The organism is Chromatiaceae bacterium, assembly GCA_016714645.1.
In the GTDB taxonomy this organism is placed as follows: Bacteria; Pseudomonadota; Gammaproteobacteria; order Chromatiales; family Chromatiaceae; genus M0108.
On record JADKCI010000002.1, the window covers coordinates 770,242 to 793,594 of the forward strand.

Below are 23,353 nucleotides of genomic sequence, written 5' to 3' on the forward strand. Positions count from 1 at the left end.
GTTTGGGCATCAGTTGGTCCTTGAGGGATTGTTACTGCTGTGCGGTTACTGAGGACCCACTATCACAAGCCTTACAAAGCCCATAGTGACCTTGCATGGTTGGCTGAAGGGCGTCACGCGTTGAAAGAATGCTGGGTTCAGGAGGATGTTCTGCCGGTTCACTATTAAAGGGTAGCGCGAGGACAAGCATTACTGCCTTTATACTATGGTAATTATATTCATTACCAATATAAAGGGTTATTGATGATAGGGAAATGGCTTGCGGGTAGTCGGGGGGATGTTGGCAGGGTAGGTCGGCAAGGGTAGGTTGGGGGGGTGGCTAACCATACACGAGAATTGCCATAGGTGTGATACATTAGTATGATACAAACCCAATTTCATCAACTCTAACTGGCTGATTTTATGGGGGCAATAATTTTGGAGGGGTTTCCCATCACCCGCTCCAATTCCCTTCGCCCTCCTGCTCTCTACCAGCCTGCTTTCACTCGCATCGGCGCCTTGCCGGTCAGACCCTCGGGTCACATTCCCGTAGGGTTGTGAAACCCAAAAACTCCCTAACAGGCGCCAGCCACCTACTCGGCCCTTGCCATGAAACGACTCCTGAAAATCCTGCTGACCTTGCTGCTGATCCCGGTGGCCCTGATTGCGGGGGTTCACTTTTTCGTCGATCCCAATGATTACAAGGGCGAAATCAGTGCCTGGGTCGGGAAGGCCACCGGCCGGCAACTGACCTTGAGGGGTGATCTGGGGCTGTCCCTGTTCCCCTGGATCGGGGTGGAGGTACGGGAGGCGAGCCTGTCCCAGCCCGCGGGTTTTGGGGACGAGCCCTTCGCGCGCATCCAGGAGGTGCAGGCCCGGCTGAAATTCTTGCCCCTGCTGCGGGGACGCGTCGAACTGGGCGAGGTGCTGGGTACCGGGGTGACCCTTAACTTGATCCGCGCCCCGGATGGCCGCGCCAACTGGGGGGATCTGGCCAGCGGCAAGCCTGCCGCTCAACCCCCCCTGGCCGTGACGCCCCGCGGCCCGAGCCTGGCGGCCGCGCCGGCCGCGCCGCCGCTCCCGGACGGCACCGGTGAAGGCATCGCCCTCGCCGGCGTGCAACTGAACTGGGACGATCAGGAAAGTGGGTCCCTGCTTATCTTGAAGGATCTCAGTCTGGCGATTCCCCAACTCGATCTGGCGGCGCCGCTGGCGCTGACCCTTGCGGGCAACCTGGCGGGGCAGGGGATGGATAGCGATGCCCATCTGATCCTGGAGGCCAGCCTCAAACTGCCCACGGATGGCCGTACCCTGGCGGCGACCCCCTTCACCCTGCGGCTGGAGGGCTTGGCCCTGGCGGATGGCGCCAGGCTGAACGGCAACCTGGCGGGGACGATAGGAGGCGATCTGCATGCTCGGACCTATGCTTTCCCTGGGCTCAAGTTGCGGCTGGACCTGAGCGGCGGGGTCTTCCAGGCCAAGCCACTGCAAATCAATGGCCAGGCGGATCTGGATCTCGATAACGAAGCCCAGACCCTGGCCCTGCGCGGCGTGGTCCTGGAGAGCGGCAAGCTCAGGCTGACCGGTGATGCCGCCGCTACCCAGCTCCATGTGGGTCCCCGGTACCAGGGTCGCCTGGTTCTGGACGCCTTCGATCCCCGCGCCTGGCTGGCGGATCAGGGCCTGAAGCCGCCGGTTATGACCGACCCCACCGCCCTGACCCTGCTCGCCCTGCGCTCCGACTGGCAATGGGCGGCGGACCGGTTCGACCTGAAAGGCCTGGATATGACCCTGGATAAGAGCCGGGTCAGCGGGACCTGGTCCTGGCTGCCGGGACTGGCCGCGGGTCAGGAGTTCGACTTGCGGATGGATCAGCTCGATCTCGATGCCTATCTGCCGCCGGCGCCAGCCGCGACCGCCCTGGTCGCCAGCTCGGGCGCCCCGGCGGCCCCCGGTCCCGCCCGCGCGCCCTGGTTGCTGAGGCTGCTGGTCGCCGAGGCCCTCGCCGCCCCCGCTCCCGTGCCGGGGCTGGCTCTAAAGCTGGACCCGGTCGCCGTGCTGCGGGTCCTGAATGCCCACGGCCGACTCCGCATCAACCAGTTGCGCTTCCGGGGTCTGACTTTTGGCGACTTCAATGGCCGTTTCATCAGCCAAGACGGCCAGTTCCGCCTGGAGGAGCAGGTCGGGCGTTTCTATGCCGGCAAGCTGCAAGGCCAGGTGAACATTGACGTCACCCAGGCCCCGCCCCTGTTGACCCTGAACCAGCAGGCGGAGGCGGTCAGTATCGGTGACCTGCTGCGCGACCTGAAGGGCGCGGGACGCCTGACCGGCACCGGCAACCTGGTGGTCGATCTGAGCACCCGGGGCGGGTCCCAGGAAGCAATGGTCCAGGCTCTGTCCGGCCAGGCCAGCCTGAAGGTCGCCAAGGGCTACCTGCAGGGCTTCGATCTGGAGCGGGCTGTCCAGCGCGCCGAGGCGGGGATTCGGGGCCAGGCCGGCCCGCCCAAGGCGGACGGGCCGGAACAAACCGAGTTCAGCGACTTACAGGCTACGGCCCGGATCGAGCGGGGGATCATCGCCACCCAGGATCTCCAGGCCAACTCCGGCTACTTCCAGGCCAAGGGCAAGGGTCGTATTGACCTGCCCCAGGACGAAGTGGATTTTGACATCGAGGCCCGGGTGGTCAGTGCGCCCGCGGATCGTCCCATCAAGGAGCTCGAAGGCATCCCCATCCCCATTCACGTCAGTGGCAGTCTCCAGTTTCCCGAGTGGCGTCTCGACCCCGCTCCCGTGGTCAAGGAAATGGCGAGGAGGCGCCTGGAACAGGAACTGGATCGCGGCGAGGGTAACCGCCTCCAGCAACTGGAGGAACGCACCGGTATCCGGGGCCTGGAAAAGGGCTTGAAGTCCTTGCTGGGACGCTGAGAAGCGGCCCGTGCCTAGGGGCTGTCCCCTGCGTGAGGGTCGGAGATGGCCTCACCATCCCCGGGGCCGGTTGTGGCGACCGGGATGGGTGAGGGCCCCGGCGCACCAGGCGATGCCCTGAGCGCTCCCCGCGACTTCGCCCAGCGCGTCCTCGCCTGGTTCGACCGCCATGGCCGCAAGAATCTGCCCTGGCAGCGCGACCCCAGCCCCTACCGGGTCTGGGTCTCCGAGATTATGCTCCAGCAGACCCAGGTCGCGACGGTCACCCCCTATTTCGAGCGCTTCATGACCCGCTTCCCCCGGCTGGCGGATCTGGCGACGGCCGAGGTGGACGAGGTGCTCGGCTATTGGTCCGGCCTTGGCTACTATGCCCGGGCCCGCAACCTCCATGGCGCCGCGCGCCTGCTCCAGGATCGCCATGGTGGCGACTTCCCCCCGGCCCTGGACGCGGTCCAGGCCCTCCCCGGGATTGGCCGCTCCACCGCCGGCGCCATCCTGTCCCTGGCCCGTGGCCAGCGTCATGCCATCCTGGATGGCAACGTCAAACGGGTCCTGGCCCGGTACCAGGCCATTCCTGGCTGGCCGGGGCAGGGCCCCGTGCTCGCCCAGCTCTGGGGCCTGGCGGAGGCACTCACCCCCGTCGAGCGCCCCGGCGATTACAACCAGGCCATGATGGATTTGGGGGCCACGGTCTGTACCCGCGCCAACCCCGCCTGCGTGCGCTGCCCGCTGGTGGCGGATTGCCGGGCCCATGCCGCGGGTCAGGCCACGGCCTATCCCCATCCCAAGCCCCGCCAGGTCCTGCCCAGCCGCGCGGCCTGGTTCCTGATCCTGCACAACCCCCAGGGCGAGGTGCTGCTGGAACGGCGCCCCCCGACCGGTATCTGGGGCGGGCTCTGGAGCCTGCCCGAGTGCCAGATCACCGAGAACCCCCTGGATTGGTGCCGTGCCCATCTGGGCGTCGAGGCGGAACTGGTTGAAAAACTCCCGGCCCGCCGTCATACCTTCTCGCACTTCAAACTCGAGATACAGCCGCTGCGGCTGCAATTGGCAACCTGGCCCGCTCGGGTGGCAGAGACGGATGGCCTGATCTGGCATACCCCGGGTGTTGCCCTTGCCATCGGCCTGCCCTCCCCAGTGGACCGCCTGCTGCGGGAAATCAGCGGCGAGGGGCTGGCATTGGCCGGGACCCCGTAGGAGCAGCTACCCGCGAGTCGGCTAAGAACATTCAATCATTCAACCTGTTAATCACCGAGGCTCCTTCTTCATGACTCGAATGGTAAATTGCGTCAAGCTCGGCCGCGAGGCCGAAGGTCTGGACCGTCCCCCCTATCCCGGCGAACTTGGCAAGCGGGTCTTCGAGCAGGTCTCCCGGCAAGCCTGGCAAGACTGGCTCCGCCACCAGACCATGCTCATCAACGAAAACCGCCTGAGCCCCATGGACCCCAAGTCCCGAAAATTCCTTGAAGAACAGATGGACAGCTTCTTCTTTGGCGCCGGCGTCGCCCCGCCCCCGGATTACCGACCACCCCAGGCTTGACGAAATCCCGGGGGTCCGGTCTAATATGCCCGTTCGCGCAAGCCCAGGTAGCTCAGTTGGTAGAGCAGAGGACTGAAAATCCTCGTGTCGGCGGTTCAATTCCGTCCCTGGGCACCAAAATCAAGCAGTTAGGAGCGTCTGAGGCGTGTAGCCTCGCTGGAAAGGCCTCGTTTTTGTCCTTCAGTGTGCTGAAATTGTGCTGAGGGATGGACGGCGAAGGCAACCAGGTCGAAGCCTGGCCAAAAAGAAACCCGCCTTGGCGGGTTTCTTTTTGCGCGGGTGGTGGCGAGGCGAGGCTTTTTGTGGGTTATCGATTCGATAACCCACTTTGTTTTCCGCGCGCGAGGATTTGGCGTGGATGGCCAAAATGGCCATCAACAAAACAACTCCAGGGTTAGGAGATGCGTCCGCCCAGCAGGGGCTCATAGACCGGAGACTGCTTGCGGGTAAGTGCATCCAGGCCGGCATCCATTGACGGGTCCAGTTGCGTGAGTCCGATGTGCATCATGCCGACGATCTGCAGCTCACTGCAGTCGCCCAGGGGTCAGCCGCAGTCGCTACTGAGGTTCGGGTCGTTCACGTTCAGGCCGCTTTGGCCCGGGGGGGTCGCCATCTACAGGATGAAGGGGGATAGGGCCCCCTGCTGCTCCCTGCGAAACGATCCATGGCGCTCAGGCAGTCGAAGAGGGGTGCCCCTGATACTGCTCGGCGATATGAATGCCGATAGCGGCGATCTCCCCCTGTACCCGGACCGCTTTACCAGCGTCCCCAGCGGTCTCCCCTCCGGCCTGGTGGTGGGGGCGGATATCCGGGCGCTGCTGGCCGGGGCCGGGCTCGCCAATAACCCCTTCGCCTACCTGGCCGGTGGCGGCAGCGTCCTCCCGGCGCTGCAACTGGATGGCAACGACGCCACCCGCCCGGTGTCGGGGCGGCGCATCGACTACCTGGTGACCAGCCCCACCCTGACCCGGCGCGGCCCGGATACCCAGGTCTATGACTGCGCCGACGAGGGACTTCCGGGCTGCTTGCCCCTGGTCGGGGTGCCGCTCGCCGCGACCCTGTGCGCGCTGGCCTCGGATCACCTGCCGGTGTTCGCCGATCTCATCGTGCCCACCGCCGCCGTGGCCCAGAATCTGCGCATCAACGACGTGGCCCGCGCCGAGGGCCAGAGCGGCACCACGCCCTACACCCTGACCCTCAGCCCGGCGAGCGCGCAACCGGTGACGGTGAAATACGCCACCGCCCCGGGGACGGCCCAGGCCGAGACGGATTTCACCACCGCCCGCGCCTGGGTGACCTTCGCGCCGGGCCAGACCAGCAAGACGCTGGCGATCGGCGTCACGGGCGACCCGGTGCGGGAGGGCAACGAGGTCTTTTTCGTCAACCTCAAGCAGGCCTCGGGTGCCAACCTGGCCGATGCCCAGGGCCAAGGGACGATTCTCAATGACGATGGCCCGGTCCTGACCATTGCGGATGTCACCCTCACCGAGGGCCATAGCGGCACCCAGAATGCCCTGTTTAAGGTCAGCCTAGCGCGCGCCAGTAGCGCCGCCGTGACGGTTAAGTACGCCACTGCCAATGGCACCGCCCAGGCCGGCAGTGATTACGTCGCCACCAGCGGCGTGCTGACCTTCCCGGCGGGCCAGTTGGCGCGGACGGTGAGCGTCGCGGTGCGGGGGGACCGGGTTAAGGAGGGGAATGAGACCTTTTACGCCAATCTGAGCGGCCCGAGCGGGGCGACGCTGTTGGATGGGTCGGGGCTGGGGACGATTGGGGATGATGATTAGGGGGAAGGGTGGCGGGTAGGCAGCTAACCCCCCTTAAGTAACCAGGTTTTCCATGGATGTTGCTTATGGCGCTGCACGCCAGCTTTGTGTACCCGCACGCGGCGCCCGTGACCAGCCGGGCGGGGGGGGGGTGCCTCCCCACCGGCAACGGCGATACCTGCGGCCGTGTATCAATCTGGATTTGGGCCAACTACTGGCAAGGGCCGTATCGGCAGAGGGGACGCCATGAGCGATTGGGCGAGGTACCAAAAGAAACGCCTCCACGGGGGAGGCGTTGGGCCGGAGATACGATCTCCAGCGGGGTTAGCGAAAATTAATTTATCCGGGGTGCCTACCTCTGTCAAGGCGGCTTTGGCCCCTTTTTCAGCGGGGCGTAACGACGTGAATATCGCCGTGCAACTGCTGGCTGATGCTTTCGAAGATCGCTTCGACACCGCACCGCTGGTCTCGGGCGATAGCGATCTCACCACGCCTGTAAGCCAGGTATGTGCCCGCTTTCCGCGCAAGAGGATCGTCATCGCCTTGCCCCCGAAGCGGCGCTCCCACCAGTTGATCCAGGCCGCCTCGGGCCACTTCATCATCAACGAAACCGCCTTTCGTCACAGCCAACTCCCGGTCCAGGTGCAGCGAGCCGACGGTTTTATCCTCCACCGCCCGGCCACCTGGCGATAGGAATTAGGAATAACCCATGACCCCCGTCAAGACCCCCAAGAAACTCATCGAAGTCGCGCTCCCGCTGGACGCCATCAATGTCGCCGCCGCGCGGGAGAAGTCCCTCCGCCATGGCCACCCCTCCACCCTGCATCCGTGGTGGGCGGCGCGGGCCGCAGGGACGCCGTCTATTACCTGCGGGACGCCTTGGACCGGTTGGCCAGGATGAGCGCCACCGAGGCCGGCCAGGTCACGCTGGAGGATGCGCTGCTCGGTCGCCAGGGCCTGGAAATCAACGACCCGGACCCGCGCGATCGGCTCAACAGCCTGGAGGGCGACTTCTTCGGGCGGCACCTGCTCTGCCTGATGCCCGCCGGCATCCGGCGGCTGGACCCCCAGGCCGACACCGGGACGGGCCAGGACCAGGAGTACGCCCTGGCCGTCGGCAGGCGGGGCGGCGCATGACCGCCATGCCCCCCAAGTACCTGGAGGTCGTGACACCCCTGGTGGACAAGGCGCGCGCGATCCTGGAGTCCGGGGAGTCGCTGCAGGCCTTCGCGTTCGTCGGCAATTTCGAGACCGGGCGGATCCTGCCGGTCCTGATCGACACGCGGGACGACCGCGCCAAGGACAGCTCGGCCGCGGCGATCCGGCTGGCCGCCGAGCAGACGCAGGCGCACTTCGTCTTCACCATCATGGAGGCGTGGGCACTGCCGAAGGACAAGCTACACCGCCACGGGGAAATCATCCAGAAATACGGCTCGATCGGGGCCAGCCCTTACCGCATCGACGCCGCGGCCTTCGTCCTGGAGACCGCCTACGGCATCTGGCTCGCCCAGGCCAACCTCAAGCCGAAGGGCATCTCCAAGAAGAAACGGACCTTTGGGCAGGTCGAGTTTATGTTCGGGGACCAACTGGAAGGGCGGTTCGGGGGGCTGTTGGGGGCGGTAGCCGACGGGGGTACGCTGCACTGACCGGGCAGGAGGGCACCGACAGGGTTGGTGGGTACGAGGGGATGGGTCCCGGGGCAATAGCAACAAGAGCCGCCCGAAACTGATGGTGATCCCGGCGGCATGATGCCAAAGGGTCAGGGCGCCTGAAAATCGGCGCGGGCTCAGAAACGGGGGGGTATCTGATCCCGACAGCAGTGGTGGCGGATACAGAGTGGAGCCGGACAATGAAAGCATTATGGGTGTTAGGTGCGGCGGGCTTCATCACCATGGCGAATGGTTACGCCAGTGACCCCCCGCCCATTCCGCGCATGTCCAGCGTTTGCCCACCGGGGTATGCCAGGAACGGCGCTTATTGCGTGCCGGTGGCTGACAATCCGAAACCGGCCATCCCGCGGGAGTCCAGCGTCTGTCCGCCCGGTTACTATCGGAACGGGGCCTACTGTGTGCAGAATAGGGGTAAATGACTCGGCCGCTAGGATGAAGTGACCGCTACTCCCAGCCTGGCCATATCTAATGCCCTGGTTTTCATAATAACTGGCGCGCACCTGGTATTTGTTTGTTCCGTAGAGCAGCGCTAGCCGAGATTGGCTACTACCCGCGGCACCAGCCGCCCGGCAGCGGTCGGGCGCATCTCTACGATCTGACGGCTGTGGTCGGGCCCGTAGCTGACATGGATGGGCAGGTCGGTACCGTAGAAATAGAGCCGGTCGAAGGCGGTATTGGCCGCCACCCAGCGGGCCACCTCGCGCATGTCCTCATCGTCCACGATGAAGTCCACCGCCGCACCCAGGCGCGGGCAGATGGGCCTGCCCAGGCGATTGACCTCATGGGCGGCATGCTGGTCCAGGCGGGGATCAATGCGCCCAGGGATGGCCTTTGCCAGTTCAGCGGAGCAGAACCCATAGGTCAACCGCACCATGCCAAACCAATCGATCACCGGGTCGAGGATCTCGGTCGCCAGGTCCAGTAAGGCGGAGTAACTATCCGGGTTGCGGGGCAGGTTGGGCAGACCAGCCCTGTCTTGAGTCTCGCCGCACTCGATGAGCCGACGATAAGTGAGGAAGCGACCGCAGGGGGCGTCCAGGTCTGGCTGAATCCGGGAGCGGATCAGCTCGTACCCCTGGACATCCCAGCGTCGCCCGGTCATGACCGCATCAAAGGCACGGGGGTCCGGCCCGTAGCCAGAAAGGTTGCACAGGTTCAAGGCGTCCAGGGCTTCATCGAAGGCGACTTGCTCCGGGTAGCTCGGGAACTCCTCGTTGAGATAGCGGGATTTGTGGAACAGGTACGGCGGCGCATAGCCTGAGTCCTCCCCGTAGGAAAACCAGTCGATGTCCTGCTCCCGGAGCTTGACCTTGACCCGCTCGATCATCCGCGGCAGGGCCAAGGGGTCGAACCCCTCATACCGCATCAGGCTGACCTTGCCGGAGCCGATATGGATCTTGACCAGATCGGCGTTGCGATAATCGCCATAAAGCACTGCCGCGCAGCCGACATAGACCCGCAGCAGGGGCGGAAGCTGTTCGACCAGGCAGGCGTGGAGTTGCAGGGACTCACCCGGGATCAGCCAGCCCAGCCCGTGCTCCGCCGCGGCCTGGCAGGCGTCGGCGATGGCCTGGGTATCCACCACCTGGAATAGCAGGGCCAGACCCGCCCCCTGGGCCGCGCCATAGCCTCCGAACAGGGCCGTGATGTCGCGCTGGAGCCCGGGCTCCAGGTGCCGGTGTGGCTTGCGGCGCTCGAACTGCATCAGGGCGAGATAGACCGACAGGTCCGCGATCCGCGCGGCCCGGGCCTGCTCCAGGTCCTGGGGCTCGCCGCGCTCCGCCATTAGGCGCAAGGCCCGGGTCAGGGTACCGCAGGCCTCGGTCATGGCGGCCAGATCCTCGGGCGGGATCTCGACCGGCTCCGGCGGGCGGCCCAGGTCCAGCCACCGGGACCAGAGCCGGTCCAGCGGTTCGCGGCAGGAATCGTAGCGCGCCTGGCCCTTCTTGGCAGCGTTGGCCCCGCGGGCCCGCGCCTCCCGTGGCGAACGGGAAGGACGCTCGCGCCGCAGTCGGTCGGCAAAGCGCAAGGGGGTGCGCCGGGAACGGTAACGGTCCAACAGGAATCGCTGCTCCACGTCCTTGTCGCGGAAGACATAGAGCACCCCCGGTGCCACCGGGATCGGCTCCTCGTCCAAGGCGGCGACCAGATAGGCGTGGATCTCCGCCTGGGTGAAGTATTTCTGAAAGGTGCCCCGTCGGGTCAGAACCCCGTCCCGGAAGCGCTCCCCGCGCGGGTCGTTCTGGTTGGCCAACATCACCGAGACCACCAACAGACGTCCCGCTAGGGACCAGGCCCGGGTCAGGGCGGTGAGGCGCTCCTCCGGGTCCTCAATGACGTTGATGACGAAGCCCAGGTTAACGATATCCGCTGGTGCTAGGGGCCGATCCGGGGCATAGAAGGGGTCCCAACCCGCGGCTTCTAGCCCGTTCTCCACCAAGCCGCGCAGGTCATCGCCGCGCCCACAGCCGTAGTCGAAGATACGGTGGCGTCCGTCCAGAAAACCATAGCGGGCCAGGGATTGGACCGGGGCCGAAAAGCCATAGCGCACCAGGGCGGTGAGCTGACGGGCCGCCTGCCAGTGGCCGAATAGGACCGCATCCTGGGGTTCGTCGCCTGCATCCCCATCGCCCTCCGTGTTGCCCAGGGGTACTAGGGCGTGACCGGCGATGCGGTAGCCCCTCTCCCGCACCAGATCCAGCCATTGGCGGCGGTAGCCGATCCGGGTGGGTTCGTCAAACAGACCGATGGCCTCACAAGCCTCGGTCAGGGCCGCGAACTCCGCCCGGCGCGGGTGGTCGGCCGGGAGCAAGAGCTCCTTGCGGTGCAGGATCGGGGGGTTAAGGGAATCCGCATAGGTCCGCAGGGCCACGGTCCCGGCCTCCGGGTCCACCAACCAGCTCGCCGCCAGGGAGGGGAAGGGGTCGTCGAAAAAATGGGGATAGCTCAGGAGGGCGATCATGACGCCATCCCCAGGCATACGGACCAAGTTGTAGTGAGTCCCGGGCTCAATGCCAGCTAGCGTCTCCGCCAAGCGGATGCGCTCCAAGATCGCTGCATCAAGCCACCGCAGGGCCTCGATATGGACATAGGTATTCTCGCCAACGCGTTTTGCGGGTGCGTGGGTCAAGGTTGATCCGTGTTAGCCAGCTATGAGCCGCGACAGTCGCTCGAACAGGGTCCGACGCATGGATTGCGACAGGCTCTCGATTCTAGCTACAAGATCATCGATGCCGAGCTGGTCAAGATGCGTGGTCAGCCGGCTCGAAGTGTTCTGCTGCCAGGCCCGCTCCACAGGTTGCAAGGGACAGGGCGGCTGATCCAGGGTGCGTAACAATGCCTCGCAGGTCCGGCGGTCAAGCCCCGAAATTTCGCCCATTTCCAGATAGGGCCGTTGCCAACTCGCAATTCGAGCCGCACGCTCTACCTCCTCAAGCTTAGCCAGCCTCCGCCGCACGGCATCGAGAAGCTGACTGGCCGCTACACGATCTGATTCACCCAAATAAGCGGGCGCGTGGGCCAGTTCACCCTCCATGGCTGCACAGGCAGCCCTGTCGAGCCCGGCGATGCGGTCACGAAACACCAGTCGCGGGCCCAGCCAGTCCGCCGAGCGGCGACGAGCGGTCTCGACGTGCGCGGCGACACCGTTAGGGCCAGTCGATTCTGTAGACTTGCGGTGCTGCGAACAGCTCGGGCGTGCCCTCAAGGCCCAGGCTCCGGACAATGCCCTGACCTCTTGTGCATCATCCGAGGCGCCCAACGCGCTGTCCCCTTCCCCCTTCAGAACGTTGGCCCTGCTGCCCATTGAATAGCTTCATGGGGCGCCTTGAGCCTCTGGTGATGAGGTCAAGACTCGCTGTCCGGCCGCCGTCAAGCGATAGCGTTGGCGGGGACTGCGCGGGTGATCGGGATCTGTCATCTCGACCCATCGGTTATCGAGGGCCGGGCGTAGATAGTCGTAGAGAAAGGTCGGGCGATGGGCCAGGCCGAGGCGGTTCATCAGATTCTTCGTCGGGCAGATGTCTGGGCCGAGTGCCCCCAGCAGCCGGCGAACTTGTTCGGTAACTTGTTCGGTAACTTGTTCGGTCAGGGCAGCGGATTCCAGTTCTTCGAGGGCCGCTCGCATCATATACAGCATGAACGTGATGAAGGGCGTGGCCGATGCTTGATTGGTGCTGTCCTGGATTGCCTGGTAGTACGCACCCTGGTTGGCGTAGACGAGATACGCGATGGGAAAATCCGCAAACAGCGGTCGCCAGCGGCTGAGGAGCAGTGTTTGCCACAGGCGCCCCATGCGTCCGTTGCCATCCGCGAAGGGGTGGATGAACTCCAACTCATAGTGGAAGACGCTGCTGGCGATCAGCGGATGGTCGGTGCTGCGCCCAAGCCAGCCGAGCAGATCGTCCATGAGCAGGGACACCCGGTTGGCGGGCGGTGCCATGTGTACCACTGCCTCCCCAGCCATCACCCCGACACCCACGCTGCGGTAGGCGCCTGGGTGGTCCACCAATCCGGTCATTAAGACGCGGTGGGCATCCAGTAAATGAAGGCCCATGCTCGGCGTCCACTGGGGCAGGCCGTCATAGGCCAGCAGGGTATTGCGTACCTCCTGAATCTCCCGGGGAGGTGCCAACACGCGCTTACCATCCAAGATGGCCGTGGTCTGTTCCTCAGTGAGCCGGTTGCCCTCGATGGCGAGAGTCCCGTAGATGGTCCGGATGCGGTTGATCCGACGTAGCCGCCGGCTCCCAGCACCCTCAGCAGTGGCCGTCACCTTGCCAACGCGCTCGGAGATCTCCGCCACCAAGGTCAGGATCGACGCCGAGATGGAGAAGGGAGGCGTGTCATTGGAGGCCATTCATTGCAGCCCATTGGTGTCGAGTGCCGACGTCGCTTGATCTGTGCGACAAGGGGTCGTGATAGTCCCTCGATCGACCCATATCGTTCCGTACTGAGCAGGGAGATTTCCCAAAATGGTCAAGGGTCAAAGCTTTCTACGATTGAGGCGTCAGGCCCGACGACCACCAAGATCTGAATCCGCTTGACGCATCTAGATTTCTGCCACAAGGATCGTATTCAGCCATAGCTCATTCTCCCGCCCCGGCCGTCGGTCCGCCGTGGTCCAGGTCTCCAGTTCTCTGAAACAGGGTACCGCCCGCAAAAGCGCGGCGAGGCCCCCTTCGTCCAAGTCGGTGAAGTTCCGGCCGCCGTGCTTGCGCTCGCCCTGGCCGTACTTAAAGGAGGCGTAGAGCACGCCGCCGGGCTTAAGGGCAGCGGCCAGGCGGCGCAGTACCTCGGGCAATGCGGTTGCTGGCACATGCAGCAGACTCGCGCATGCCCAAATCCCATCGAAATGCCGGTGCCAATCTATGTCCTGAACGCGCAGGACCTGAACCGGGAGTCCGCAATGGGCGGTTGCGATTCGGGCCAAGGTTGGTGAAGGATCGCAGCCAGTGACCCTGTAGCCGTACGTACGGAAGGCGCGGACGTCACGGCCTGACCCACAGCCAACGTCGAGAATGTGGCCGCCGGCCGGCACAAAGGGGAGGAATCTGGCGTACAGGGGTGACAGATCGATGCTGGCGGTCTCGCCGAAGAAATCTTGAGCGTGGTCTTCGTAATAGGCGATAGACGCACTATCATAGGGTCGAAGATGCATTTAAGTCCTTGCTGCTTGCAGATTATGACCTGGCGGACCCCGCGCGGGACCCGAAGCCACTAGAATACCTGGCCCCGGCCACTCTTGGCCCGAGCGGCCAAAAACGGGGGCGCTAGAGACCGTCTGTCTTAGAGTGGGGCGCCCACAAATAGGAACCAAGTGACAAGGCTATGTGCGACAGATACCTGGGCAGGCTGATCCCTACACACACTTGACTCCGCGCCGCCCGGCCGCTACGCTCCCCGGCCATGAGAGTCTGTGGCCAATGGTTTGACACCCCCCTACGCGAGCGCATCATGGCCACCGTCGGTCAGGAGCCCGCCCTCAGCCGCCGCGCCCTGGCGGAACGGGTGTGACTGGCTGAGCTGGACCAATGCCCAGGGCCAACGCTGCCTGGGCAGCGCCCGCCGCGCGCTGGCCGAGCTCCACCGGCGCGGCGCCGTGACGCTGCCCGTGGCGACACCCTTTCCCGCCGGCCCCGCCCGGCACCCGCCACGGTGGCGCCAGCGCCGCTGCCGGTGGCTGAAGTAACGGGCGACCTGGCCGCCCTGGGTCCCATCGACCTCGTGGTGGTGGACACCGCCGCGGAACGCGACACCTACCACCAACTCATGGTCCAGCACCCCTGGGCGATAAACCCCTGTGCGGCGCCCAACTGCGCTACCTCTTCCGCTCCGCCCACGGCGACCTGGGCGCCGCCGCCTGCCAAGCGGCCAGCTTTGCCCTCCAGGATCGCGACCACTGGATCGGCTGGAACGAGGCCACCCGCCGCGGTAACCTCGCCCGGGTCGTCGCCAATGCCCGCTTCCTGATCCTGCCTGGGGTCCGCGTACCCCACCTGGCCTCCCATCTCTTGGGCCAGCTGGCCCGCCGTTTGCCGGCGGACTGGGAAGCCCGCTATGGCGTGCGGCCCCTGCTGCTGGAGACCTTCGTCCATCCCGACTATGCCGGCACCTGCTACGCCGCCGCCGGCTGGGAATGCATCGGCCACAGCGCCGGCCGCCGGGACGGCGTACCGAAGGCCCCTGTGGGTGCGCCCCGGCGGATGATGCCCGCCAGCGGCTGCGCCAGGGGCCCGCACGGCTGCCCGCCGAGCGCCCCAGTACGCCGGCCGACTGGACCGAGGAAGAATTTGGTGGCCTCAAAGTCTGGGATGCCCGTCTCAAACACCGCCTGTATCATCTGGCCGCGGACTTCTGGGGCGACGTCCAGTCCCGGAGTCTCACCCGCCGCTGCGCCGACCGCGCCCGGACGGTCGCGGCCTATCGTTTCTTTGGCAACCCGCGGATCAACATGCACGTCATACTCGGCGCCCACCGGGAGGCGGGGATCGCCCGGATGGGCGCCCAGCCCCCGGTGCTGGTGCCCCAAGACACGACCTCGCTCAACTACACCGGCCATCCCGATACGGCGGGGCTGGGGCCGATCGGGAACAAGACCGACGGCGGCCCCGTCGGCCTGGTGCTGCATAACAGCCACGCCTTCACCCCCGAGGGCGTGCCCTTGGGGTGGTGAGCGCCGCGTGCTGGGCGCGTGACCCCGACCAACATCAGACCCGCCGGGAACCCGAGGTGCGGGAAAGCGGCAAGTGGCTGGCAGCCTACCGCACCCTGCAGGCGATCGCCCCCAGGTGCCGCACACCACCCTGGTGAGTATCGGTGACCGCGAGGCCGACCTGTTCGAACTCTTCGCCCTGGCGCGTGATCCCGCCAGCCCGCGCCTGCTGGTGCGGGCCAACCGCGGCCGGCAGCGCCAGGTGATGAGCGCTGAGGGGCTGACCCCGTTGTGGGACCACCTGGGCGGTCTGGAGGTGGCGGGGCGCCTCGCCCTGGTACTGCCGCGCCGCGGCGCGCAAGCGGCGCGCACCGCGGAGCTGGCGCTGCGCTGTGGGCCGGTGACGCTCAAACCGCCCGGGAATCTTAAAGAAAGCCCGCTGGCGCTGTGGGCGGTGTTGCTGCGCGAAGCGGCCCGCCCCCGGGGGTCGACGGGGTGGACTGGCTGTTGCTGACCAACGTCGCCACCACCACCCTGGCCGAGGCCCAGGAGCGGGTGCGCTGGTATGGCGCGCGCTGGGGCATCGAGGTGTTTCATCGCACCCTCAAGACCGGTTGCCAGATCGAGGAGCGCCAGTTGGGCTGCGTGGCCCGCCTGGAGAATTGCCTGGCCATCGATCTGGTGGTGGCCTGGCGCATTTACTATCTGACGATGCTGGGCCGCATGGATCCTGACGCCCCCTGCACCCTGTTCTTCCAGGATCCGGAATGGCAGGCGCTGTTTAGCTGGTTTCATCAAACCACCGTTCTGCCCGAGCAGCCACCCACCCTGCAAGAGGCGACCCGCTGGATCGCCATCAAGGGCGGCTTCCAGGGCCGTAAGGCCGATGGCCACCCGGGGACGGAGGTGCTGTGGCATGGCTTGCAGAAGCTGGACGTGGCGATCGAGAGGTATCTGATCTATCGCCCGGAGGAGCGGGCGAGCTGGCGCGATGAGTATCCGCCGGGGTATTTGCGGCCGCCGCCGGAGGATACTTCGTGAGAAAGGAATGGACTCAAGTATGTGTAAAGGTCAGCTGGGCAGGACAGTTTATACTTCCGAACCCGTTGGCTAGCGACCACAAAGGCGAGGCATGGCGGCGCACCGAAATCCCGAGTCCTATGACCTACGACGAAGCAACTGCCAGTATTGAATTTCACCGTCTGATCTTTTTGGCCAACATCAAGCCTGGGCAGAACCGATTGCCACAGAACAGTTGGGGACGCATCGCTTCCAGAATCGGGGCTTACGTCACCGACGCTGGTGTCGGCTGATCCAACTTCTGGCAGTTCCGCGTGTCAACCACCGAGCCTATCATCCCAACACTAGGCCTCCCAGGCGGCGAGGGCCTGAACATCGCCGCCCTGGCCGGGCTATTCCGGCACACCACGAACTCCTACAAGTTCGTCTTTTTCCTAGCCCTGCTCGATCTATTGCAGCGACACCGCTTTGACCCCGCCCGGCTTTACAGCTACGCCGAGATCACCGTCGAGATGCTGACGCTCGCTTGGTTCGCACACACCTACTTTAAGCTCTCGTTCGGTGCCCAGGATACCATTGCGAAAAAGCTCGACGCCCTGGACCTCACCCCCCCGGACAGTCATAACCTGGCGGCGCACGACCTCCAGACCCTGCGGGCGGCATTGGCGGCCAGCGACCTGAAGGATGCGGCGCGGCTGATGGACTTCGTGCCGTACCGGCTGTTGATCCCCTTCCTGGAACCGCAACTGCGCGGGGTCGACAAGGGCGCATGGATGGTGTTCGAGAATGCTATGCCGGCGATCACCAACGCCCACTTTCTCACCGCCCGCCCAATCTATCGGTTTGACAGCGACGACTACCGCCGCTGCGCGGGCATCGTCCTGCATCCCGACTGGGCAACCTACCTGGAGACCCACTACCCCATCATCCGGAGCTGGGCCGCTTGGCACTGGCTCCAGTACATGCAGCGACGCAACCCAGCCACCCCTGCCATTGCCAGCAAGCTGTTCCCGCCCGCGAAGCGCGATACCCTGGCCCGCCAGACCAAGTATTGGCGCGCCATCCTTGCCCATCCCGAGCGCCCGGAACTGCGCTGCATTTACTGCGGGGAGGTTCTGATGGCGGAGAAATTCGCGCTCGACCACTACCTGCCCTGGTCATTCGTCGCCCATGATCAGCTATGGAATCTGATCCCGGCACCGGCCGTGGTCAACTCGGCGAAGTCCAACCGGCTACCCAGCGCGGACTATTTCAGTGCGTTTGTGGACCTCCAGCACCAGGGTCTGCTGATCGCACGTCGGTCCCTGTCCGAGGGCCAGTTCAGAAAGCTCACGGAGGACTACCTGGCTGATCTGCATCTCGCGTCGCCGGAGGCACTGCTGGACCCCGAGCAGCTGACCCGCGCCTATCAGCAAACGATCGGACCGTTGATCACGCTGGCAACCAACCAGGGGTTCTCGCCTGATTGGCAGTATGCACGCTGAGACCCTCGCCCATGGAACGATAAGGCGACCACAGTCTGGCGCTGGTGCACCACCCGGTTTGGGTAGAGGCGGTCCGCCTTGATCTCCCAGGGCCCGACATAACCCCGCCACAGCGCGCTACAACCCACGTCAAAGCCGGGATTGTTGCCACCCATCGCGAAATAGTCGCTCAGGGGCTGGGTGCATAAGGCCTGCTCCTCGCCCTGATAGCGCAGCCGCTCGGCAATTTGCGCCGTCATGGTGCTAGCCCCCTGGCGGGTGACCCGGGCAAGGGCCAGGCCTGATGGCAGTGCCAGCCACCCTCCGGATCGCGCTGGTAATAACGCAGTTCCCAACTGACCGGCGCCCCGGGGTTAACCAATCCGCGGGCCAGTGCCGTTAGCGGGGCCTGGTGTGCCCACGGGAAACCATTGGCCAGGGTCAGGTGGAGCCAGGACTTGGGTTTGATGGGGGTTTGCCGCCGGCCACCCTTAGCCGTGGTCGCAAATGCCACGACCAACTGTTTAAGCCAGGGTGAATCCAGGTTGAGCCCCAGCCAACCCGGCTGCAAGCTCAGCCCCCGCACCTGGAGGGGTGGGTGCGGACAGGCGGGCAAGGATTCCCGCAAGATTTGCTCCAGCCGCTGGAGGTCCCCGGGGACGACGCGGGGGTCGTCCTCGAAAAAACACGTCAGGGTGCAATGGGGTGGGTAGGCATGGGCGGCATTGCGCCCGATTTGGCGGCGGCTCTGGTCCAGATAGTCCTGGACTTGCTCCGCCAGAGGCCCCTGCGGGCAGGCGTAGAGGATAAACCGTGGCATGATCTTAGCTGGCCCCCTTGACCTCGCACGTCGTCCAGCCGTCGGTCTTCCAGCACCGGCGCTCGGGCAGGACGACCGCCAGCAGGCCCTCGCCATAATCGGCGGTGGCCGAGAGACATACCCGGCGCGGGGCGGCATACAGGTTGACCCCGGGCAGATGGGTGTGGGCGCTGACCACCACCCGCTCCCAAGTGGGGTCATGCTGCATGGCCAGGTGCTTGTTACGGATGGCATCGGGCAGTTGCAGCCGGTCTGGCGGCAAGGCCTTTGCCGCCAGAAGCGTCCGCTGTGGGGCAAGGGGGCCGGGGTGCAACCCGGCGTGGACGCAGAAATAGGCGCCGTCGTCATAGTACCAGGGCAAACCGGCCAGGAAACGGAAATGGGCCAGCGGAAAGGACCGCTCGAACCGGCGCAGGTCCCGGGCGCCATAGGCGGCGGGCGTCTCCCCGCCGGGATTCCAGTAACGGCGGCTCCAGTGCTCATACCAGGCCGGATCCGGGGTGTCGCCCGGCCAGCCCAAGGACCGTAACAAGGCGAGGTCGTGGTTGCCGAGGATAGGAAAGAAGGTCTGCGGGCGTGCGGTCTGGAGGGCGATCAGCCGGTCCAGCAGCGCCGGGATTTGGGGGCCGTTGTCCACGTAATCCCCCAGCGTCACCAGGCGGGCCTGGGGATAGAGCGCATCGACGTGGGCGAGCAGGCGCTCAAACAGGTCCAGGTGACCATGCAGGTCACCGAACACGACCAAAGGGGTGGCGTGGTTAGTCATGATTGAGCCTCGCTCCGTCAGTATTGCCCAGTGCGATCAAACGATCTACCAGATCCTCGATCTTTGCCCGCCGCGGCAAGGTCTCGCGCCACGCCGACGGGATCGCCGCGGGACCCCAGGCGGCGCCGAGGAGCGCCCCTGCCAGGCCAGGGCCAGGGGCACGATGCGCATCACCGCCCCGCAGCCGTCCGAGGCGACGATACCGCTGGTGTGCCAGTCCCGGTGGGACGCGAAGTGGCGCACCCCAGCCAAACAGGTCAGTCCTGGCGCGGTGGTGGGGGTCAGCGGGTCATGCAGCCAGCGCACAAAGGCCTCGCCGACGCAGGTCCCGAAACGCTCCGGGTCGAAAGGCCAGAAGCGCGTGGCCGGTCCATAAGCCAGGACCGCCTCGCCCAGATAAAGCGACATGTGGGTATCATCCGTCCAGTGGCCTAAAGGGACCTCCCGGTAGCGGACGCTTGCGTCGGCCACGAACTCCAGGGGGGCCCCGAAGCGGTCACCGCAGGCCAGCCCGAGGAGGGCCCCCCGGGCGCGGTCATCAAAGGTCAGGGGGTTCGGCGTGGGCGCGCTCCGCTGCATCAATGCCAGAACACCGACCGGGCGGCCGCGAGCAACTCGCCCACCCGCCCCTCATCCCGTTCCGCGATGCGGCCCGAGAGACGCGTGATCCAGCGTGCCGGCAGCCCCCGCCGCCCGTGGAGGGCGCCGACCGCGGCGCCCACGATGGCGGCGATGGTGTCGTTATCCTGGGTATCGTTGACGGCCCGCACCAGGGCCTCCTCGGGGTCATGACCATGGCGCATCAGGATGTAGAGCACGCTGGGCAGGGTCTCCAGCAGGTAGGCCCCGGATTGCCATTCCTGGCAGGCCTCCCGGACGGGCAGGTTCCGGCCGGCGGCGGCGAGCAGCCGTTCCTGGGTGTAACGCCACAGGGGCCCGCGATAGTGGGTGTAGGCCCCGCCGCGCGGCACATACTGGGTATCCCCTTCCAGACCGCGCGCCAGGGAGACATAGCGGGCGAGCCACCAGGCGGGGTCCGGTGGGCCGTCCCGGTCGAGCAGTTCCCACAAGATGCCGATAAAGGCGACGCAGGCCGCGGTGGAGGCGCGATCCTGATGCGTCAGCCACCCCCCCAGGGCGGCATCGACCCACAGGCCGGTACCGCCGTCGCGCAGGTGGGGGATCAGGAGCGGCGCGATACGCATTAGGGCGCCATTGCTGGCCGAGGCCTTACCACAGTTCCACCAGGGCTGGCCGGCCTGGCACTGCTGGATGAAGTGCCGCAGGGTCCGGCCCGCGTCGAAGAGATGGCCGCTGCTCAGGCGCCGGGCCACCGTCGCCGGGTTGAATCCCTGGTCGGCCAGCAACTGCTCCAGGGTCCAGAAGCTGAGTTGGGTGTCACTGGACGGGAAGCCGCGCGGTTCCCGCCACCGCGGATGCGGGAGGTAGTCCCGGATCTCCCCATGGCGGGCGCGGCGTTGCTCGGGCCTGAGCCCTTCCGTGGTGTTGCCGAGGGCATTGCCGATGGCGAGGCCCAGTAGCATGCCCTCCACTCGCGCGAAGTCGAAGGTGGGGGCCTTGGGCGCCACCGGTTGATTGAACAGGGGGGTGCGGTCGAGGGCGATGGCCTCGCGGGCCATCACCGCCGCCAGCGTGTCACGGTTACGACGGGGATCAGGATGTTCGGTGAGGCCGCGCCCGGTGCCACCTGCGCCGCGCGCCATCCCCGGCCTCTCCTCCCCGGCGCCCGGCACGGGCGAGGTATCCGGGATGCGGAAGGCGCACAAATGCACCAGGCGGCCCCGGGCCACCAGGGCCCCGCCGGTCACCTCGGCGCCACTGAGGCGCAAGTCCTGTCCTTCACCCACGGCCGGGTGCGCGGTGGCCGCGGCCGCCGTCAGGTTGGCCAGGAAGGGCCACGGATCCGGGGCAGCGACGCCGGTGGCCGGCGCCGCCACTTCCAGGGCATCCAGGGCATAACTGCGCACCAGCTTGGGATAGAGCCGGTGCAGGGTGGCGGGGTAATCGAACAGTTCCACCCCGCGGACCTCGCCCGCGATGGCAAAGACGGTGCCGACCTGTCGCGGCAGGGGTGGCAGGGCCTGGACGTAGTCCTCCAGCGCCGCCGCGTGCGTTTCATAGATGTCCGCCATGGCCTCGGTCGTCGACTGGCTGCCCATCCGGGTCCCTTTGGCGCGGATGTCCTCCCAGACCTCAGTCTGGCACGCCCGCCGGCTCCCCGTGGTCCGCAGGGCGGCCGTGACCTAGTGCGCCTTGCGCGCCCGGCCCGCGGCATAGACGGTGCGTCCGCGGGTGCCGAACCGGTCACTGGTCGCCGACCAGCGCCCGGCCTCGACGCAGGACACGGGCAGGCGGAGCGACGTTTTGGCCGGCGCCAGGATGGTCAGGTTGACCATCCGGTTTTGTCTGGCACCTACCAACTCCTCCCCGTCGATGAGCAGGACGGCCCAGTCGCCCGGGTTGTCCAGGAGCAGTGTCGGGACCTCACCCGCCGGGGAAGTCTCCGTCACCCGGACGGTGCCGCGGCTGAGGGCCTCGTCCAGGCTCAGGTAGTCGGGCCGGCCCGCCTGGTCGGCGACCAGCGGCATGACCGTGAGATTCTGGAAGGACTGGGTTTCGGCAAAGCATACCCTGCCTAGCGCGTCTTGGAGCGCTTGCATCGTTGTTCTCCGGTTGAAGATGGGGGGGACCGGCTCGCCAACCCCCCGGGATGGGGCTGCGGGGCCTAAATCACTTCGACCTTAAGCTTTTTATGCAGGGCAGAACCCATTTTTTCCAGCAGTTCCTTTTTCGCCAAGGTGTTGCTATGGGTGCAGATCCACCAGTTGCCGAGCGGACTCTGGCTGTATTTGGGATGCTTGTTGGCACCGACCAGCGGGACACCCGAGATGTTCATCTGCAAGGCCCGCACCTGGTCGAGCCCCAGGCGGTTGATGACGTCGACGAAGGCGGCCGCCGCGGTCGGGCGTTGCACGACACGGCCATCGGGGAGGGTGATGCGGAGATTTTTTTTCGGACCTTTAGTGTGCGCAGGAAGTTGAAACTCAGGATTCACTATGACCCGCTCCCGCGTTTTCATCTCCACGGTCGAGACCCACTCTTCTTGCAGGGCTAGCAATTTTTGGGTGAATTGGTGCAACTGCTGGCCCTGGGCGCCGAGGCGCTTGGCCTCCTCGTAGCGGCTGCGCTGGAAGGCCTCCATGCCCTCGTGGTTGAGCTGCGCCACCACGGCGGCGATTTCCTCCCGTACCAGATACAGAGCCGCCGAAACGCTATCGCCTTTCATCTGCTGTCTCCGTTGTCGTTGTTGAGGTGTTCGGTGGTCGCCCGGGCCGGCCCGGTTGCCGCCAGCCCGCCGACTAAAATCAGATCCCCATCCGGGTCAGCCAGTCCCGCAGGTCGTCTTCACTCTCGGTGACGTAGTTAGCGCCCGCCTCCACGGCCAATTCCCGGACCTGGGGCGATTTGTCGAGGGTGTAGACCACCAGGGGTACGTCGGAACCGCGCTGACGAACCTGGCGGGCGAGATCCAGGCCCGCCCGCTTGTTCACCACTTCGCCTTCCAGGCGAGCCAGATCGGAAATCACCACATGGACGCGCGCCCGATCCAGCAGGGTCAGGGCCTGGGTGGTCGAGTAGGCCCGCAAGACCGCGACACCCCGGGCCGCCAGCCATTCGTACAACTGCACATCAGCCTGGGGATCGTCGTTAACCGCCAGGACCAGACGCCTGGTTTCGGGATAGGCCTGACTTAGGACGGTGCGAATCAGCCGGGAGGCGCTGCGTTGCTGGTCATCGACCAGATCAAGCAGGGCCTTCTCATCCGCGCCGCGGATCAGGGTGGCGATTTTCTCCAACGGCCAGCGATCACGGACCAGTTCTCGCGCCACCACCAGTTCCAGCAAATGGCGGTAGCTGAAGCCACCCGCCTCGCCACTCTCCCGCTCCGGAGGGCTGATGACGCGTTTCTGCACGTAGAACCGCACCAGGCGCTCGTTGAGCTTCGGATCGGCCCAGCCCAGTTCATGGAAATACCCGGCCGTGGTCAGAGCCAGTTCCGCGGCCGTACCGCGCCAGGATTTGTCGAGTGTTGACATCTTTTCTTACAGTAATCGCTGTCTGTGTATGCCCTAAATGTTAGACACTGATCGATGATAATGCAAGCCAGGGATGTAAATTAGTTCTGGGGCACTAATCCCAGTACATACAAGCTGATATCTATATCCTGTC

23 protein-coding genes, 1 tRNA gene and 2 pseudogenes are annotated in these 23,353 nt (G+C 65.6%); 15 read left to right on the forward strand and 11 right to left on the reverse strand.

The genetic code is table 11. The features are described from left to right. The first annotated feature begins 588 nt into the window (after positions 1-588). From IPN92_10510 to IPN92_10550, 9 genes and pseudogenes are all read left to right on the forward strand, one after another. Positions 589-2,904, forward strand: coding sequence for an AsmA family protein (locus IPN92_10510; protein ID MBK8638686.1), 2,316 nt, complete (start codon positions 589-591; stop codon positions 2,902-2,904). Positions 2,905-2,988: 84 nt separating this feature from the next. Beyond that, entirely contained in the window at positions 2,989-4,101 is a 1,113-nt protein-coding gene (gene mutY / locus IPN92_10515; GenBank protein ID MBK8638687.1) for an A/G-specific adenine glycosylase, read from the forward strand. A 70-nt stretch (positions 4,102-4,171) separates the two neighbouring features. Further along, positions 4,172-4,444, forward strand: a complete 273-nt coding sequence (locus IPN92_10520) for an oxidative damage protection protein (protein ID MBK8638688.1) — start codon at positions 4,172-4,174, stop codon at positions 4,442-4,444. A gap of 41 nt (positions 4,445-4,485) precedes the next feature. After that, a tRNA-Phe gene (locus tag IPN92_10525) sits at positions 4,486-4,561 on the forward strand. 572 nt (positions 4,562-5,133) lie between these two features. Next, positions 5,134-6,231 carry a hypothetical protein gene (locus tag IPN92_10530; GenBank protein MBK8638689.1) on the forward strand — a complete coding sequence of 366 codons (1,098 nt, stop codon included), beginning with the start codon at positions 5,134-5,136 and terminating at the stop codon, positions 6,229-6,231. Between the two features lie 225 nt (positions 6,232-6,456). Next, positions 6,457-6,903, forward strand: coding sequence for an NYN domain-containing protein (locus IPN92_10535; GenBank protein MBK8638690.1), 447 nt, complete (start codon positions 6,457-6,459; stop codon positions 6,901-6,903). Positions 6,904-6,919: 16 nt separating this feature from the next. Then, positions 6,920-7,054 (forward strand): annotated as a pseudogene (locus IPN92_10540) (DUF1156 domain-containing protein). Positions 7,055-7,107: 53 nt separating this feature from the next. After that, positions 7,108-7,347 carry a hypothetical protein gene (locus IPN92_10545; GenBank protein MBK8638691.1) on the forward strand — a complete coding sequence of 80 codons (240 nt, stop codon included), beginning with the start codon at positions 7,108-7,110 and terminating at the stop codon, positions 7,345-7,347. Then, on the forward strand, positions 7,344-7,856 hold the full coding sequence (locus IPN92_10550; protein MBK8638692.1) for a hypothetical protein: 513 nt from the start codon (positions 7,344-7,346) through the stop codon (positions 7,854-7,856). Before IPN92_10545 ends, IPN92_10550 begins: the two co-directional genes overlap by 4 nt. A 553-nt stretch (positions 7,857-8,409) precedes the next feature. Here the strand turns inward: IPN92_10550 and IPN92_10555 are convergent. From IPN92_10555 to IPN92_10570, 4 genes are all read right to left on the reverse strand, one after another. After that, positions 8,410-11,010 (reverse strand): DNA phosphorothioation-associated putative methyltransferase, encoded by a 2,601-nt coding sequence (locus IPN92_10555; protein MBK8638693.1) that lies wholly within the window; start codon positions 11,008-11,010, stop codon positions 8,410-8,412. Between the two features lie 12 nt (positions 11,011-11,022). Then, positions 11,023-11,463, reverse strand: a complete 441-nt coding sequence (locus IPN92_10560) for a hypothetical protein (protein ID MBK8638694.1) — start codon at positions 11,461-11,463, stop codon at positions 11,023-11,025. A 231-nt stretch (positions 11,464-11,694) separates the two neighbouring features. Beyond that, positions 11,695-12,738 carry a Fic family protein gene (locus IPN92_10565; protein ID MBK8638695.1) on the reverse strand — a complete coding sequence of 348 codons (1,044 nt, stop codon included), beginning with the start codon at positions 12,736-12,738 and terminating at the stop codon, positions 11,695-11,697. 192 nt (positions 12,739-12,930) lie between these two features. Beyond that, entirely contained in the window at positions 12,931-13,539 is a 609-nt protein-coding gene (locus IPN92_10570) for a class I SAM-dependent methyltransferase (GenBank protein MBK8638696.1), read from the reverse strand. Positions 13,540-14,164: 625 nt separating this feature from the next. On the opposite strand from IPN92_10570, the pseudogene IPN92_10575 reads away from it, so the two are divergent. The 6 genes and pseudogenes from IPN92_10575 to IPN92_10600 all read left to right on the forward strand — a co-directional run bounded on the left by IPN92_10575 (position 14,165) and on the right by IPN92_10600 (position 17,537). Further along, positions 14,165-14,542: pseudogene (locus IPN92_10575) on the forward strand (DUF4338 domain-containing protein). Further along, positions 14,518-15,054 (forward strand): hypothetical protein, encoded by a 537-nt coding sequence (locus IPN92_10580; GenBank protein ID MBK8638697.1) that lies wholly within the window; start codon positions 14,518-14,520, stop codon positions 15,052-15,054. The pseudogene IPN92_10575 and the gene IPN92_10580 overlap by 25 nt, the downstream one beginning before the upstream one ends. Before the next feature lie 115 nt (positions 15,055-15,169). Next, a complete protein-coding gene (locus IPN92_10585) occupies positions 15,170-15,547 on the forward strand; it encodes a hypothetical protein (protein ID MBK8638698.1) in 378 nt (125 codons plus the stop codon). Then, a complete protein-coding gene (locus IPN92_10590; protein ID MBK8638699.1) occupies positions 15,529-16,074 on the forward strand; it encodes an IS4 family transposase in 546 nt (181 codons plus the stop codon). The genes IPN92_10585 and IPN92_10590 overlap by 19 nt, the downstream gene beginning before the upstream one ends. Before the next feature lie 119 nt (positions 16,075-16,193). Next, on the forward strand, positions 16,194-16,346 hold the full coding sequence (locus tag IPN92_10595) for a hypothetical protein (GenBank protein ID MBK8638700.1): 153 nt from the start codon (positions 16,194-16,196) through the stop codon (positions 16,344-16,346). Positions 16,347-16,385: 39 nt separating this feature from the next. Continuing rightward, positions 16,386-17,537, forward strand: a complete 1,152-nt coding sequence (locus tag IPN92_10600; GenBank protein MBK8638701.1) for a hypothetical protein — start codon at positions 16,386-16,388, stop codon at positions 17,535-17,537. 235 nt (positions 17,538-17,772) lie between these two features. Here the strand turns inward: IPN92_10600 and IPN92_10605 are convergent, their stop codons facing one another. From IPN92_10605 to IPN92_10635, 7 genes are all read right to left on the reverse strand, one after another. Beyond that, positions 17,773-18,336, reverse strand: coding sequence for a hypothetical protein (locus IPN92_10605; protein ID MBK8638702.1), 564 nt, complete (start codon positions 18,334-18,336; stop codon positions 17,773-17,775). Between the two features lie 4 nt (positions 18,337-18,340). Further along, positions 18,341-19,102: a serine/threonine protein phosphatase gene (locus tag IPN92_10610; protein MBK8638703.1), complete on the reverse strand. Its 762-nt coding sequence runs from the start codon at positions 19,100-19,102 to the stop codon at positions 18,341-18,343. A gap of 45 nt (positions 19,103-19,147) precedes the next feature. Continuing rightward, on the reverse strand, positions 19,148-19,681 hold the full coding sequence (locus tag IPN92_10615; GenBank protein MBK8638704.1) for an ADP-ribosylglycohydrolase family protein: 534 nt from the start codon (positions 19,679-19,681) through the stop codon (positions 19,148-19,150). Then, positions 19,681-20,742 (reverse strand): ADP-ribosylglycohydrolase family protein, encoded by a 1,062-nt coding sequence (locus IPN92_10620; GenBank protein ID MBK8638705.1) that lies wholly within the window; start codon positions 20,740-20,742, stop codon positions 19,681-19,683. The genes IPN92_10615 and IPN92_10620 overlap by 1 nt, the downstream gene beginning before the upstream one ends. Before the next feature lie 624 nt (positions 20,743-21,366). After that, entirely contained in the window at positions 21,367-21,783 is a 417-nt protein-coding gene (locus tag IPN92_10625) for a hypothetical protein (GenBank protein ID MBK8638706.1), read from the reverse strand. A gap of 65 nt (positions 21,784-21,848) precedes the next feature. Continuing rightward, the gene (locus IPN92_10630) at positions 21,849-22,409 is read right to left on the reverse strand and encodes a hypothetical protein (protein MBK8638707.1); all 561 of its coding nucleotides are present in this window, start codon (positions 22,407-22,409) and stop codon (positions 21,849-21,851) included. Positions 22,410-22,488: 79 nt separating this feature from the next. After that, positions 22,489-23,220, reverse strand: coding sequence for a response regulator (locus tag IPN92_10635; protein MBK8638708.1), 732 nt, complete (start codon positions 23,218-23,220; stop codon positions 22,489-22,491). Between the last annotated feature and the right edge of the window lie 133 nt (positions 23,221-23,353).